This window comes from Thioalkalivibrio sp. ALMg3, from assembly GCF_000381225.1.
GTDB lineage: Bacteria > Pseudomonadota > Gammaproteobacteria > Ectothiorhodospirales > Ectothiorhodospiraceae > Thioalkalivibrio > Thioalkalivibrio versutus.
Window position 1 is genome coordinate 57,658 of the sequence record NZ_KB906224.1, and the last position, 13,925, is coordinate 71,582.

Annotated in this window: 8 protein-coding genes; 3 read left to right on the plus strand and 5 right to left on the minus strand. The window is 67.9% G+C overall.

What is annotated here, in order from left to right:
• Positions 1 to 25 precede the first annotated feature (25 nt).
• From dnaG to aroB, 5 genes are all read right to left on the minus strand, one after another.
• Complete coding sequence (dnaG, locus tag F622_RS0107620; RefSeq protein WP_019571636.1) at positions 26 to 1,807, minus strand: DNA primase; 1,782 nt, start codon at positions 1,805 to 1,807, stop codon at positions 26 to 28.
• Between the two features lie 391 nt (positions 1,808 to 2,198).
• Positions 2,199 to 6,662, minus strand: coding sequence for a glutamate synthase large subunit (gene gltB, locus F622_RS0107625; protein ID WP_019571637.1), 4,464 nt, complete (start codon positions 6,660 to 6,662; stop codon positions 2,199 to 2,201).
• A gap of 717 nt (positions 6,663 to 7,379) precedes the next feature.
• The gene (locus tag F622_RS0107630) at positions 7,380 to 9,260 is read right to left on the minus strand and encodes an SPOR domain-containing protein (protein WP_019571638.1); all 1,881 of its coding nucleotides are present in this window, start codon (positions 9,258 to 9,260) and stop codon (positions 7,380 to 7,382) included.
• Positions 9,261 to 9,271: 11 nt separating this feature from the next.
• Complete coding sequence (locus F622_RS0107635; protein WP_038096225.1) at positions 9,272 to 10,462, minus strand: deoxyguanosinetriphosphate triphosphohydrolase; 1,191 nt, start codon at positions 10,460 to 10,462, stop codon at positions 9,272 to 9,274.
• Positions 10,446 to 11,555: a 3-dehydroquinate synthase gene (gene aroB, locus F622_RS0107640; protein ID WP_019571640.1), complete on the minus strand. Its 1,110-nt coding sequence runs from the start codon at positions 11,553 to 11,555 to the stop codon at positions 10,446 to 10,448. The genes F622_RS0107635 and aroB overlap by 17 nt, the downstream gene beginning before the upstream one ends.
• Positions 11,556 to 11,735: 180 nt before the next feature.
• Between aroB and rpsU the strand changes: the two genes are divergently transcribed.
• From rpsU to F622_RS0107655, 3 genes are all read left to right on the plus strand, one after another.
• Complete coding sequence (rpsU, locus tag F622_RS0107645) at positions 11,736 to 11,951, plus strand: 30S ribosomal protein S21 (protein WP_018144550.1); 216 nt, start codon at positions 11,736 to 11,738, stop codon at positions 11,949 to 11,951.
• 39 nt (positions 11,952 to 11,990) lie between these two features.
• The gene (locus F622_RS0107650) at positions 11,991 to 12,437 is read left to right on the plus strand and encodes a GatB/YqeY domain-containing protein (RefSeq protein ID WP_018176191.1); all 447 of its coding nucleotides are present in this window, start codon (positions 11,991 to 11,993) and stop codon (positions 12,435 to 12,437) included.
• A 75-nt stretch (positions 12,438 to 12,512) separates the two neighbouring features.
• A complete protein-coding gene (locus tag F622_RS0107655; protein WP_019571641.1) occupies positions 12,513 to 13,919 on the plus strand; it encodes an FAD-dependent oxidoreductase in 1,407 nt (468 codons plus the stop codon).
• Positions 13,920 to 13,925 lie beyond the last annotated feature (6 nt).

Below are 13,925 nucleotides of genomic sequence, written 5' to 3' on the forward strand. Positions count from 1 at the left end.
CCGGGCGCTTCAAGCCCCGGCGGCGCTATTTGGGCAGGTCGAACCGCTGCAACTGCTGGGTAAGACGGGCGAGCTCGGCGCGTTGTTCCGTTCCGAGTTCGGAACCGGGGCGAGTCAGTTCACGAATTCGCAATCGATAGTGCTGACGCAGGAGCTGGCGGGCGCAGTCCAGCGCCGTCTGGCGGGTGACCGCTGGCTCGCCGTCGTTGAGCTCCTGGTGGGCCAGGGCCATGAGTCGCTGAAAGTGGCGCTGGTCGCGAAAGCGCTCCAGCAGGCCGGCCGTGTGGCGTCCAGGGCTCTCGTCCAGGGCCGCGAGGACATTGCGCAGGGTCTCGGCGGCCGCTCCGGGCAGCTCGACGACCTGGCGGAACTCGGGCTGTGACCAGTCCAGTTCCGGGTGTTGCAGGACGCGGGCGAGCAGGGCACCCCACAAGGCCGGGGCGCTCTCGCCGCGCGCGGGCGCACGGCCGCCGGGGGTGGCGGGGAGCTCGTGACCCGGGCCCGGTTCAGGGTTGCGGGCAGGCTGGGGTGGCTGTTCCGACAGGACCTGTTCCAGTCGCTCCTGGCTGAGCCCCGTCTCCTGTCCGATGCGTTCGACCAGCTGGTCACGAAACAGCGGATCGCGGGCGGTGGCGACCAGCTTCATCGCCGCGTGGGCGAAGCGGGTGCGGCCTTCGGCGGTGTCGGTGGGGTGCTCCTCGCGCTGCAGGCGCATCAGGGTCTCGGACAAGGGCAGGGCGCCGGCGAGGCGCTCCTCCCAGCCGGCCAGGCCGTCGCGCAGGACCAGGCTGTCCGGGTCGTCGCCCTCCGGCAGGAACAGCACGCGCACCTCGCGCAGGCCCTGGATCGCGGGCAGCGCCTCGCCCAGGGAGCGCCAGGCGGCGCGGCGGCCGGCGGCATCGCCATCGAAGCACAATGTGATGCGCGAGACCTGACGGAACAGGCTGTCCAGGTGGGCACGGGTGAGCGCGGTACCCATGCAGGCCACCGCGCGGTGGAACCCGGCGCGGGCCAGGCCGACCACGTCCATGTAGCCCTCGACCACCACGATGTCGTCCAGCCGGGTGCCGGCCTTGCGCGCCTCGAACAGGCCATAGATCACCTGGCCCTTGTGGAAGACCTCGCTCTCCGGGCTGTTCAGGTATTTCGGCTCGCCGTCCTCGATCAGGCGCCCGCCGAAGCCGGTGATGCGCCCGCGCCGGTCGCGGATTGGGAACATGATGCGGGAGCGGAAGCGCTCGCGGATGCCGCCGTCGTCGCGGCGCGCGGCCAGGCCGGCATCGACCAGTTGCTGCGGAGTGAAACGTGGCTTGAGCGCCTCGATCAGCCCCGCGGGCGGGGCCCAGCCGATCTGGTAGTTGCGTGCGGTGGCGCCGTCGATGCCACGGTTTTTCAGGTACTCGACTGCCCTGGGGGTCTGGCGCAGTTGCTGTACGTACCATTCGGCGGCCGCGTCCAGCGCGTCATACAGCGGGGCATGGGCCTCGCGGCGGTCGTCATCCCCGGCCTCGCGCGGAACCTCGAGCCCGGCCTGTTCGGCCAGCTGCTCGATCGCCTCGGGAAAGCTCAGGTTCTCGTACTCCATCAGGAAGCTGATGGCCGTGCCGTGCGCCCCGCAGCCGAAGCAGTGATAGAACTGCTTTTGCGGGGAGACGTAGAACGATGGCGTCTTCTCGCCGTGGAACGGGCAGCAGGCCGCGAATTCGCGCCCGGCCTTCTTCAGGCTGACGCGGCGCTGAATGATCTCGACGATGTCACTGCGTTCGAGCAGATCGTCGATGAACGCCTGGGGGATGAGGCCTGCCATGGGGTCGCTGCGTGTTCCTCGGGGTCGTGCCGGTGGTTGGGTTCGCATGATAGCCCAGCGTCGGGCCGCAACGCGTCATTGCGGCACGCCTTGGCCGACGGGGCAAGACCCGGCGGTTTCCAAGGCGGACGCCGGGGTTGCCCGTGGAGATCGCCACGTCGCTTCGCTCCTCGCGATGACGGTGTTTCGCTCTCGCGTCATTGCGAGGAGCCGGAGGCGACGAAGCAATCGTTATCTATGGCCCCCGATTCCGGTGCGGGACGCGGGACTGGATATTACGCGCTGCTCCTTTGCCACGGTCCCTGTTGGGTCCTGTAATGACGGACTTTTACGCGCGCAAACAAAACGGGCCCCGTGAGGGGCCCGAATCGTAGTGCTGCCGGATGGCGGGTCAGGCGGCCTGGCGCAGGTTGGCCAGCAGGCCCCGGAGTTCTGAGGCCTTGGGCTTCACCAGCCAGAACGAGCCCTGGTAGTCGTCGAAGCGTTCCAGGATTTCGCGGCCCCAGGCGCTGTCGGTCTCGTGCACGAATTCCGTGACGAGTTCCTCCAGGTAGTTCCGGTGCGCCTCCATCTCCTCGGTGTCGAGGCGGTGCAGGTCGATTAGCTCGTTGTTGATGCGGTCCGGGAAGTCGTTCTCCCGGTCCAGCACGAACGCGAAGCCGCCGGTCATGCCCGCGCCGAAGTTGATGCCGGTATTGCCCAGCACCACCATCACGCCGCCGGTCATGTACTCGCAGCCGTGGTCGCCGATGCCTTCCACCACGGCGATCGCGCCGGAGTTGCGCACGCCGAAGCGCTCACCACACTGGCCGGCCGCGAACAGCTTGCCGCCGGTCGCCCCATACAGGCAGGTGTTGCCCATGATGGTGGTGTCCTGGCTGGCGAAGCTGGAGCCCTCCGGCGGCCGGATCACCAGCTTGCCGCCGGTCATGCCCTTGCCGACGTAGTCATTGGCATCGCCTTCCAGGTACAGGTGCAGACCGCCGGCATTCCACACGCCGAAGCTCTGCCCGGCCGTGCCCTTCATGCGCACGGTGATCGCGGCGTCCGCCATGCCCTGATTGCCGTGGCGCTTGGCAATCTCTCCGGACAGTCGCGCGCCGATCGAGCGGTCGGTGTTGGCCACGTCGAAGTGGTATTCGCCACCCGCCTTGCTCTCGATGGCCCGGAGCATCTCCGCGACCATCTTCTCGGCGAGCTCGCCCTTGTCGAACGGTTCGTTCTTCGGCGCCTTGCAGAAACGCGGCTTGTCGGCCAGGTCGCCGCTGGCCAGCAGGCCGTTCAGGTCCAGGTGCTGCTGCTTGGGCGTCTCGCCAGGCAGGATCTCCAGCAGGTCGGTGCGGCCGATCAGGTCGGTCAAGCTGCGCACGCCCAGCTTCGCCATCCATTCGCGGGTCTCGCGGGCGACGAACTGGAAGTAGTGCATGACCATCTCGGGCAGCCCGATGAAGTGGTTCATGCGCAGCACCTTGTCCTGCGTGGCCACACCCGTTGCGCAGTTGTTCAGGTGGCAGATGCGCAGGTACTTGCAGCCCAGCGCGACCATCGGGCCGGTGCCGAAGCCGAAGCTCTCGGCGCCCAGGATGGCCGCCTTGATCACGTCCAGGCCGGTCTTCAGGCCACCGTCGGTCTGCAGGCGCACCTTGTCGCGCAGGTCGTTGCCGCGCAGGGTCGCGTGGGTCTCGGACAGGCCCAGCTCCCACGGGGTGCCGGCGTACTTCACCGAGGTCAGCGGGCTGGCGCCAGTGCCGCCGTCGTAACCGGAGATGGTGATCAAGTCGGCGTAGGCCTTGGCCACGCCGGCGGCGATGGTACCGACCCCGGCCTCGGAGACCAGCTTCACCGAGACCAGCGCATCCGGGTTGACCTGCTTGAGGTCGAAGATCAGCTGCGCCAGGTCCTCGATGGAGTAGATGTCGTGGTGCGGCGGCGGCGAGATCAGGGCCACGCCGGCATTCGAGAAGCGCAGCTCCGCGATCATCTTGTTGACCTTGTGCCCCGGCAGCTGGCCACCCTCGCCGGGCTTGGCGCCCTGGGCGACCTTGATCTGCAGGACTTCGGCGTTGACCAGATAGTGCGGGGTCACGCCGAAGCGGCCGGAGGCCACCTGCTTGATCTTGGACATGCGCTCGGTACCGTAGCGCGAGACGGCCTCGCCGCCTTCGCCGGAGTTGGAGCGTCCACCGAGGCGGTTCATCGCGGTGGCCAGGGCCTCGTGGGCCTCCGGCGACAGCGCGCCCAGGCTCATGCCGGCGGAGTCGAAGCGGGGCAGGATGTCGGCCTCGGGCTCGACCGCGTCAAGCTCGATCGGCTCGATGTCGTCGCGCACCTTGAGCAGGTCGCGCAGCACGGTCACCGGGCGTTCGTTCACCAGGTCCGCGTATTCCTTGTAGATCCCGTAGTCGCCGGACTGCACCGCGCGGTGCAGGGTCTGGATCACGTCGGGGTTGTAGGCGTGGTACTCGCCGCCGTGGACGTATTTCAGCAGACCGCCCTGGCCGGCGCTCTTGCGCGGGTTCCAGGCCCGCTTCGACAGCGTCTCCAGATCCGCCTGAATGTCGGCGAAGCGGGTGCCCTGGATGCGGCTGGTGGTGCCCTTGAAGCAGGTCTCCACAATCTCGTCGGACAGGCCGACGATCTCGAACAGCTGCGCGCCGCGGTAGCTGGCAATGGTGGAGATGCCCATCTTGGACAGGATCTTGAACAGGCCCTTGTTGATGCCGCGGCGGTAGTTCTGCGCCAGGGTCAGCGGGTCCGCGTTCGGGATCTCGCCGGACTGGCACATGCCGTGCAGCGCGGAGTAGGCCAGGTACGGATAGATCGCGGTGGCGCCGTAGCCCAGCAGCACCGCAAAGTGGTGCGGGTCGCGCACGGTGGCGGTTTCGGCGACGATGTTGGCGTCGGTGCGCAGCTTGGCGCCGATCAGGGCATGGTGAACCGCGCCCACGGCCAGCGCGGCCGGGATCGGGCGGCGTTCCGGGTCGATGCCGCGATCCGACAGGACCAGCACCACGGCACCGTCGCGCACGGCCTCGACCGCGTGCTCGGTCAGGGCCTTCACGGCGTCCTCCAGCGAGCCGGAATGGACGTCGTAGTTGAGGTCCATGCGCTCGACGCGGAAGGCGTCCTCGGTCTGGTTGCACAGCTCGCGGAACTTGGCCTCGGACAGCACTGGGGAGTCGGACACCAGGCGGTGGGCGTGGTCCGGGGTCTCCTCGAACAGGTTCTGTTCGCGGCCGAAGCAGGTCTCCAGTGACATCACGATGCTTTCGCGCAGCGGGTCGATCGCCGGGTTGGTCACCTGGGCGAACTGCTGGCGGAAGTAGTCGAACAGCGAACGGGTGTGGCTGGAGAGCACTGCGAACGGGGTGTCGTCGCCCATGGAGCCCACGGCCTCCTGCCCGGCCTCGGCCAGTACGCGCAGGATCTGGTCGCGTTCCTCGAAGGTCACGTCGAACAGTTTCTCGTAGGTCTCCAGGCGCTCGGGCGGCATCGGCTCGCCGGAGAACAGCTGGTTGTCGTCCAGCTGGCTCTTCAGGTGCTTCACGTGCGCGCGCAGCCACTGGCGGTAGGGCTGGCGGGTGCGGTTGATGCGGTCGACGTCCTCGGGCTGCAGCAGCTCGCCGGACTCGGTGTCCACGGCGAGCATCTGGCCGGGCTTCAGGCGCCCCTTGGCGACTACGTCCCCGGGGGCGTAGTCATACACGCCGATCTCGGAGGCCAGGGTGATGTGGCGATCCTTGGTGATCACGTAGCGCGCCGGGCGCAGGCCGTTGCGGTCCAGGGTGCAGGCGGCGTAGCGGCCGTCGGTCAGCACGATGCCGGCCGGGCCGTCCCAGGGTTCCATGTGCATGGAGTTGTATTCGTAGAACGCACGCAGGTCGGAGTCCATGTGCGCGACGTTCTGCCACGCCGGCGGGACCAGCAGGCGCATCGCGCGGAACAGGTCCATGCCGCCGGCCAGCAGCACCTCCAGCATGTTGTCCAGGCTCTGCGAGTCGGAGCCCTCCAGGTTCACCAGCGGTTCCAGCTCGGCCAGCTCCGGCAACTTCTCGGTGGCGAACTTGTGCTGGCGCGCGACCGCCCAGTTGCGGTTGCCCTGCACCGTGTTGATCTCGCCGTTGTGGGCGAGGAAGCGGAACGGCTGCGCCAGGCCCCACTGCGGGAAGGTGTTGGTGGAGAAGCGCTGGTGGAACACGCAGATTGCCGTCTCCAGTTCCGGGCGCTTCAGGTCCGGGTAGAACACCGGCAGGTTGGCCGGCATCACCAGACCCTTGTAGGAGAGCACGTGCGCCGACAGGCTGGGCACGTAGAACACGGGGTCGTCGCCCATCGCGATCTCGGCGCGGCGGCGCACCACGAACAGCGCGCGTTCGAAGTCGGCCGCGTCCATCTCCGCCGGGGCATTGATGAACACCTGCAGGATGTGCGGCTGGCTCTTCATCGCCTCGGCGCCGCAGGCCTCTTCCGGATTGACCGGCACCTCGCGCCAGCCGGCAAGCCGGAGCGGGCCGCGCTCGATGGCGCTCTCCACGGCGGCGCGGGTTTCGGCGATCTTTGCCGGGTTGATGAACACGATGCCGGCGGCGAAGCGCTCGGCCAGTTCGATGTTCGACTCGGAGGCGAGGGTGCGCAGAAAGGCCTCGGGGGTCTTCATCAGGAGCCCGCAGCCGTCACCGGTCTTGCCGTCGGCGGCGATCGCGCCGCGGTGGGTCATGCGTTCCAGGGCCTTGATCGCGGTGTCGACCACCCAGTGGCTGGCTACGCCGTCCATGTGCGCAATGAGGCCGAAGCCGCAGTTGTCGCGCTCGAATTCGGGGCGGTAGAGGGTGCCGTTCAGTTGGTTCTGTCGCATCGGTCAACTCCGGTCGCAGCGCGCGGGGCCATACGCGGGCGCGGTACGTTGGTCAGGGCCGTCCCTGGAAAAAGAACACGGAAAAAGGCGCAGGAATATAGCCGAACCGTCATTCTCCCGGCAAACCGGGGCCGGTCAAGAAGACACGACATCGACGCAGGTTAAGTCGTGGTGGGGCGGTTCACCACGAAGCCCGCGAAGGCCTGAAGGAGGGCAACCTCAAAAGCGTTATAAACCACACAGGGCACGGAGTTCACGGAGCAATTCGGGGTCAGGGGCAAAACGCATCGAGCTACCTGCGCTTTCGCCTACCAGCCATCCAAAGATTTCCTGATTCGCCACGAGGGTCAGCCAGGTCCAAGGACCGTGCGGGCCCGGGTGTGTACAGCACCCGGCGGCCGAAGGTGGCCCTGGAGCGCAGCGGCACGCGCCCCGGGCTCCATGCGCCTCCTGCTTCGTCATCCCGGAAACCGGGTAGCGGTTATCCAGGATCTCGGCGGCTGGGGTTGCCCCGACGGGGGGATCCCGGCTCTTCGCTTCGCTCCGGCCGGGATGGCAGTGCAGGGGAGGGTGACATTCCAAAAAGGCCCGGATGATCCCCGTGACTGGCTGACTCTCGTTGCTAATCAGGAAAGATTTTGCCTTTCTCTGTGTGCTCTGTGCCGAACCGCTTTTTTTCTTCTTCGTGCGCTTCGTGGTGACCAAGCAGCGCGGGGATCAGTCGCGGGTGACGTTCTGGACCGAGCCGATGGAGCGGATCCAGGGTTCGTCGCGGCGCACGGCGGCGGGGAGGTCCTCCGCGGCCCGCTGGGCGGCGGCCCGGTCGGGGAAGACCCCGGCCAGGATGACCACGAATTCGCGGTTGTTGACGCGCGTTGGGATATAGCGGATCCCGCCCAGGTCGTGCTGATCGGCATAGGCCCGTGCGGCCCCCATGTTCGGCGCGGCCAGCAGCTGGATGGTCGTGGCGCCTCCGTCCTGGTCGTTCAGCCAGGCGCGGTCGTTGCGCAGGCGCTCGGCGTCGGCATCCTCAGCGGCCGGCTCTTCGGTGGCGGGTTCCGGCTCGGGCGTGGGCTCGGGCGTGGGTTCGGGTGCCGGTTCAGGCTCCGGCTCCGGAGTGGTTTCTGGCTCGGCCTGCGGTTCGGATGCGGGCGCCGTCTCCGCGGGTTCCGCCGCCGTCTCGGGTTCGGGCTCGTCCGCGGCCGGGTCCTGGGGGGCGGTCTCCCGCTCGGTCGGTTCGGCTTCGGCCGGAGGGGGCAGGTCCAGGGGGTCGGCCACGACGACCTCGTCGTCGGTGGTGGCTGCCGGCCCCTCGGGCGCGGGTTCCGGCTCGGCCTCGGTGATGCGCGGCTCGGGCAGGGGTAGTTCGATGATCTCGCTATCGGTCGGCGCGGATTCCGTCTCCAGCAGTTGCCAGGCGACCGGGGCGGCGATGCCCAGGGCCACGGTGATGGCTACCGCCGGGACGAACCAGCGCTGGTTCCAGAAGGCGACGTTCTCCGCCGCCGGCGGCTCCGGGATGCGGTGATCGGCGTCGATGCCGCCCGGCTCGCCCGGCGGCGCCTCGGGAGCTGTCTCGCGCGGCGGGTCGGGTCGCGGAGTGGACGCGGCAAGAGCCTCGGCCGCCGGGGTGAAGCGGTCGTCGTCCGGGTCGCGGCTGGCGCGGATGGTTGTCTCCGGAGGTGTTTCGCTCGCCGGCTCGGCCTCGCGGGTGGAGGGGGTGAGCGCGGGCTCCCCGTCTTGCGGTTCGATGTCGGTGTCTGTCTCGGCCGCCTCGCCCGCGGCCACCCCCGGGGCAGTGCTGCCGGCGGCTGCGGCTGTGGCTGTGGCACCGGTCCGGCGCTCGCTGCGGCACTGGCGTTCGAGGAAGCTGTTGGCTTCGCGGTTGAGGTTGCCGGGCAGGCCCTGACTGGTGGTCTGCAGGTGATGGATGGCGTCTGCATCCAGCAGGCGATCGGGGTCGGCCAGGCCGGCGGCCTGCAGGCGGTGGCGCAGGTAGGCCGCGGTCTGCTCCAGGTTGAACGCGCGCAGGCTGACGCGAGTGACCTGATCCTCGTCGGAGGGGTCGGGCAGGTAAAGGCGGCGGCGCAGTAGCCCACTGGAACCGACCAGGATGATGCGCGGGGCGCGGCCCTGCCTGGCAAGGATCTCGCTGCGCATGCGCATCAGGTTGTTGACGATGTCGGTGCCGACCAGGTGCGCGTCATCCATCGCGATAACCGGGTCGACGCCTTCGGCGACGCGGTCGCCGAGGAGTTCGGTCAGTGGGCGGTCGGGATCGTCCGCGTTCTGCGAGCGCAGGTAATTGCGGATGGTGTTGTCCACCGACTCGAACTGGGTGTTGATGCGCGCACGGAAGGCGATCAGCTCGAACGGGTCGGGCAGCATCGCCAGCAGTCGCATCAGCTGGAGGCTGCGGCCGGAACCGTTCTCGCCGGTCATCAGCACGACTGCGCCGGGGCCGTTCAGGGCAGCCCGCGCGGACTCGAGCAGGCCATCCAGCAGCGGGTCGCTGTAGATGAAGGTCTCGTCGGGCGCGTCGTCAAACGGCGGCGCGTGCAGGCCGAGGTGTTCCAGGCATTGTTCGGAAAGCGCCATCGAATTCCTTTTCAGGTCAGCGTGCCCAGGTCGAACAGGCGGTGGTGTTCACGGATGGCGTGGCGGTCGGTCATGCCGGCGATGTAGTCGGCGATGGCGCGTTGCGGCCCGTGCGCGTCGTGGGTGGCCATCTCGTCGGCATGCCGCTGGTAGTGCTCGGGCATCAGGCGTGGCTCCGACTCGAACGCGGCAAACAGATCGTGGATCAGCTGGCGGGCCTTGTGCATTACCCCGTGGACCTGGTGGTGATGGTAGAGGTTTTCGCGCAGGAAGCCCTTGAGCTCGCGCGCCTGTTCCGCCATCTGCGGGCTGAAGCGGATCAGTGCCTCGCCGGCGCGGCGCACGTCGTCGGGGGTTTGCGGGCGCTGGTGGTCGATCGCGGCCTGGCTGGTCTCGATCAGGTCGCCGACCAGGGCGTCGATCATGCGCCGGACGGTCTCGTGCTGGATGCGACGGGGGTCCAGGTTCGGGTACCGGGCCTGGACCGTCTCGCGGCAGTCGCGGAACAGGGTGACCTCGGCGAGGCGGTCCATGGTGAGCAGCCCGGAGCGCAGGCCGTCATCGACGTCGTGATTGTTGTAGGCGATTTCGTCGGCGACGTTCGCGAGCTGAGCCTCGAGGCTCGGCTGTTCCTTCTGCAGGAAACGCACCCCGATCTCGCCCAGCTGGCGCGCCTTCTCGGGTGCGCAGTGCTTGAGGATGCCCTCGCGGGTCTCGTAGGTGAGGTTGAGGCCGTCGAAATCGGCGTAGTGGCGCTCCAGCAGGTCGACGATGCGCAGCGACTGCAGATTGTGCTCGAAGCCGCCGTGTTCGCGCATGCAGGCATTCAGTGCGTGCTGTCCGGCATGCCCGAACGGGGTGTGGCCGAGATCGTGCGCCAGCGCGACGGCCTCGGTCAGGTCTTCGTTCAGTTGCAGGGCGCGCGCGATGGAGCGCCCGATCTGCGCGACCTCCAGCGAATGGGTCAGGCGGTTGCGGAACAGGTCGCCCTCGTGGCTGATGAAGACCTGGGTCTTGTACTCCAGCCGGCGAAAGGCGCTGGAATGCACGATGCGGTCGCGGTCGCGCTGGAAATCGCTGCGGTGACGCGGCGCGGCCTCGGCCTGGGCGCGGCCGCGCGAACGTGCGGGGTCGCAGGCGTAGGGCGCCAGGCCCGGTGTGGCGGCGCTGGGGGTGGCAATGGTTTCAGGCGACACGGGCATGCTCGTGCAGGGTGTCGTCCAGGGCGTCCTGATCGAACGCGTCGGTGAGGACGGCTTCGCCAATGCCGCGCAGCAGTACCAGGCGCAGGCGGCCGCTGGCCACCTTCTTGTCGATCGCCATCAGTTCGCGGAAGCGGTCCGGGGTCACCGCCCCCGGCGGTTCCAGGGCCAGGCCGGCGCGCTGGATCAGGGCCTCGGCGCGTTCACGACCAGCAGTATCCAGCCAGCCCATGCGTTCGGACATGCGTGCGGCCATGGCCATGCCGGTGCCCACGGCCTCGCCATGCAGCCAGGCGCCGTAGCCCATGCCGGCCTCGATCGCGTGGCCGAAGGTGTGGCCCAGGTTCAGCAGGGCGCGGATACCGCCCTCGCGCTCGTCGGCGGCGACGATCTCGGCCTTGCAGGCGCAGGAGCGACGGATCGCGTAGGCCAGCGGTTCGGGTTCCAGTGTGCGCAGGGCGTCGATGTGTTCCTCCAGCCAGGCGAAGAACTCGGCGTCGCGGATCAGGCCGTACTTGATCACCTCGGCCAGGCCCGCCTGGAGTTCGCGCTGGGGCAGGGTCTTCAGCGTGTCGGTGTCGATGACGACGGCGCGGGGTTGATGAAAGGCGCCGATCATGTTCTTGCCCAGCGGGTGATTGACACCGGTCTTGCCGCCAACCGAGGAGTCGACCTGGGCGAGCAGGGTGGTTGGGACCTGAACGAAGTCGATACCGCGCTGGTAGATCGCGGCGGCAAACCCGGCGATATCCCCGACCACCCCGCCGCCCAGGGCGACGATGCGGCTGCCGCGATCCAGGCGCGCCTCCAGCAGCCGGGACAGGATGGTCTCTACCGTCGCGAGGGTCTTGTGCTGTTCGCCGTCGGGCAGTTCGATCCATAGCGGGTCGCTGCTGATGTCGCAGGCGGCGAGGTTCCGGCGCAGGGCGTCGCCATACAGCGGCCCGACCGTGGTGTTGGTCACCACGGCGACGCGCCGGCCGTGCAGCGCCGGCCGGAGCCGCTCCGGTTCGCCCAGCATGCCCGGCCCGATGTGGATCGGGTAGCCCCGTTCGCCCAGTTCTACGTTGAGACTTTCCATGCCCGTCATCATAGCGTGCGGGCCGACGGCGGCGTAAGCCGGGCATTCCGCATGGTGCGGATCGCTTCACGGACTTTTGCAATTGGCGCCGGTTGGATTACCATAGGGAGTTCTGCATGGTCGCCCGGAGTGTTTGGCGGCCGGTTTTGTTATTTTTGATCGAGATGATCCTGCATCCGTTTCGGAGATTGTATGCCGCACGTACGAATTCGTGAGAACGAGCCCTTCGAGGTCGCCCTGCGCCGTTTCAAGCGCACCTGCGAGAAAGCCGGCGTGGTCGCGGAAGTCCGCCGCCGTGAGTACTACGAGAAGCCGACCACCGAGCGCAAGCGCAAGGCCGCTGCCGCGGTGAAGCGTCAGCTGAAGAAGAATTCCCGCGACATGACTCGTCGGGTGCGTTTGTACTGAACCCCGTCCGGGTGGCTGCCCGGACCCGAGGACCCAAAGATGTCGCTCAAGGCCCGGTTGCAGGATGACGTCAAGCAGGCCATGCGGGCCCGGGCCAAGGACCGCCTGGCTGCATTGCGCATGATTCAGGCCGAGGTATCGCAGTTCGAGGTGGACGAGCGGCGCGAGGCCGACGACGACACCGTGCTGGCGATCCTCAATCGCATGCTCAAGCAGCGGCGTGATTCCATCGATCAGTATCAGAAGGGCGGTCGCGAGGACCTCGCCGAGCGCGAGGCCGCCGAGGTCGTCATTATCGAGGAATACATGCCCGAGCCGCTGGACGCCGCCGCGCTGGACCAGTTGGTGAGCGAGGCGATTGCCGAGACCGGAGCCAGTGCCCCGGGTGACATGGGCCGCGTCATGGGGGTGCTGAAACCCCGGGTCTTCGGGCGTGCGGACATGGGCCAGGTGAGCCAGAAGGTCCGCGCCGCCCTGCAGGGCTGACTACGGGCCGGATCCCGGCCGAACTCCCCGGGCCCATCGCGGCCCCTATCCCGATTTCGTCGGAGCGAGTGTTCCATGGCTTCCAATCCGATGCAGTTCCTGGACCTCCCGCGCCAGGACCCCCAGAAGACCCCCGCCGAGATCCGGATCCACGAATTCGGCGAGATCATTGGTCAGTTCGATCCCGCCACGGCCGGTCAGCAGGCCGGCCGTTGCCTGGCCTGTGGCAATCCCTATTGCGAATGGAAGTGCCCGGTCCACAACTTCATCCCCAATTGGTTGAAGCTGGTGGAGGAAGGCAATCTGTTCGCGGCCGCCGAGCTTTCGCACAAGACCAACTCGTTGCCCGAAGTCTGTGGCCGCGTATGCCCGCAGGATCGTCTGTGCGAGGGGGCCTGCACCCTGAATGACGGCTTCGGCGCGGTCACCATCGGCTCGGTCGAGAAGTACATCACCGACGAGGCCCTGAAGGCCGGCTGGCGCCCGGATCTGTCGGATGTCACCCCGACCGGCAAGCGTGTCGCAGTGATCGGCGCCGGGCCCGCGGGATTGGGCTGCGCGGACATCCTGGCGCGCAATGGCGTGCAGGCGGTGGTGCATGACCGCTATCCGGAGATTGGCGGCCTGCTGACCTTTGGCATCCCGCCGTTCAAGCTGGAAAAGCACGTGATCCGCACTCGCCGCGAGATCCTCGAGGGCATGGGCGTCGAATTCCGTCTGAATATCGAGATCGGCCGCGACATCGCGATGGATGCGCTGCTGGAGGAATACGACGCCGTGTTCCTCGGCATGGGCACCTACACCGCGATGCAGGGCGGCTTCCCCGGCGAGGACCTGCCGGGCGTTTATCCCGCCCTGCCGTTCCTGATCTCCAATATCCGCCAGGTGATGAACTGGCCGCAGGAAGAAGGCCACGAGTTCATCGACATGGCCGACCAGCGCGTGGTCGTGCTGGGTGGCGGCGACACCGCGATGGACTGCAACCGCACCTCGATCCGCCAGGGCGCGGCGTCGGTGACCTGCGCCTATCGCCGCGACGAAGAGAACATGCCCGGTTCGCGCAAGGAAGTGGTGCATGCGCGCGAAGAGGGCGTGCAGTTCGAGTTCAACGTGCAGCCGGTAGAGATCGTCGGCGACGGCAAGGTCGAGGGCGTGAAGGTCGTGCGTACCCAGATGGGCGCCCCGGACGAACGTGGCCGCCGCCGTCCCGAGCCGGTCCCCGGCTCCGAACACGTAATCCCGGCCGACCGGGTGCTGATCGCCTTTGGCTTCCGTCCGTCTCCCTCCGACTGGTTTGCCGACTACAAGATCGGCATCGACGAGGGCGGCCGCGTGCAGACCGCGGGCGAGCATGCCTTCCAGACCGGCAACCCGAAGGTCTTTGCGGGCGGCGACATGGTGCGCGGCTCCGATCTGGTGGTCACCGCCGTCTTCGAGGGCCGCGAGGCCGCCGAAGGCATCCTTGAATACCTCGGCGTTTGAGCCTTT

What these genes read in the sequence shown, in the direction of transcription:
- dnaG (WP_019571636.1), bottom strand. Translation starts at nt 1,807, where the DNA reads ATGGCAGGCCTCATCCCCCAGGCGTTCATCGACGATCTGCTCGAACGC.
- gltB (WP_019571637.1), bottom strand. Translation starts at nt 6,662, where the DNA reads ATGCGACAGAACCAACTGAACGGCACCCTCTACCGCCCCGAATTCGAG.
- F622_RS0107630 (WP_019571638.1), bottom strand. Translation starts at nt 9,260, where the DNA reads ATGGCGCTTTCCGAACAATGCCTGGAACACCTCGGCCTGCACGCGCCG.
- F622_RS0107635 (WP_038096225.1), bottom strand. Translation starts at nt 10,462, where the DNA reads ATGCCCGTGTCGCCTGAAACCATTGCCACCCCCAGCGCCGCCACACCG.
- aroB (WP_019571640.1), bottom strand. Translation starts at nt 11,555, where the DNA reads ATGATGACGGGCATGGAAAGTCTCAACGTAGAACTGGGCGAACGGGGC.
- rpsU (WP_018144550.1), top strand. Translation starts at nt 11,736, where the DNA reads ATGCCGCACGTACGAATTCGTGAGAACGAGCCCTTCGAGGTCGCCCTG.
- F622_RS0107650 (WP_018176191.1), top strand. Translation starts at nt 11,991, where the DNA reads ATGTCGCTCAAGGCCCGGTTGCAGGATGACGTCAAGCAGGCCATGCGG.
- F622_RS0107655 (WP_019571641.1), top strand. Translation starts at nt 12,513, where the DNA reads ATGGCTTCCAATCCGATGCAGTTCCTGGACCTCCCGCGCCAGGACCCC.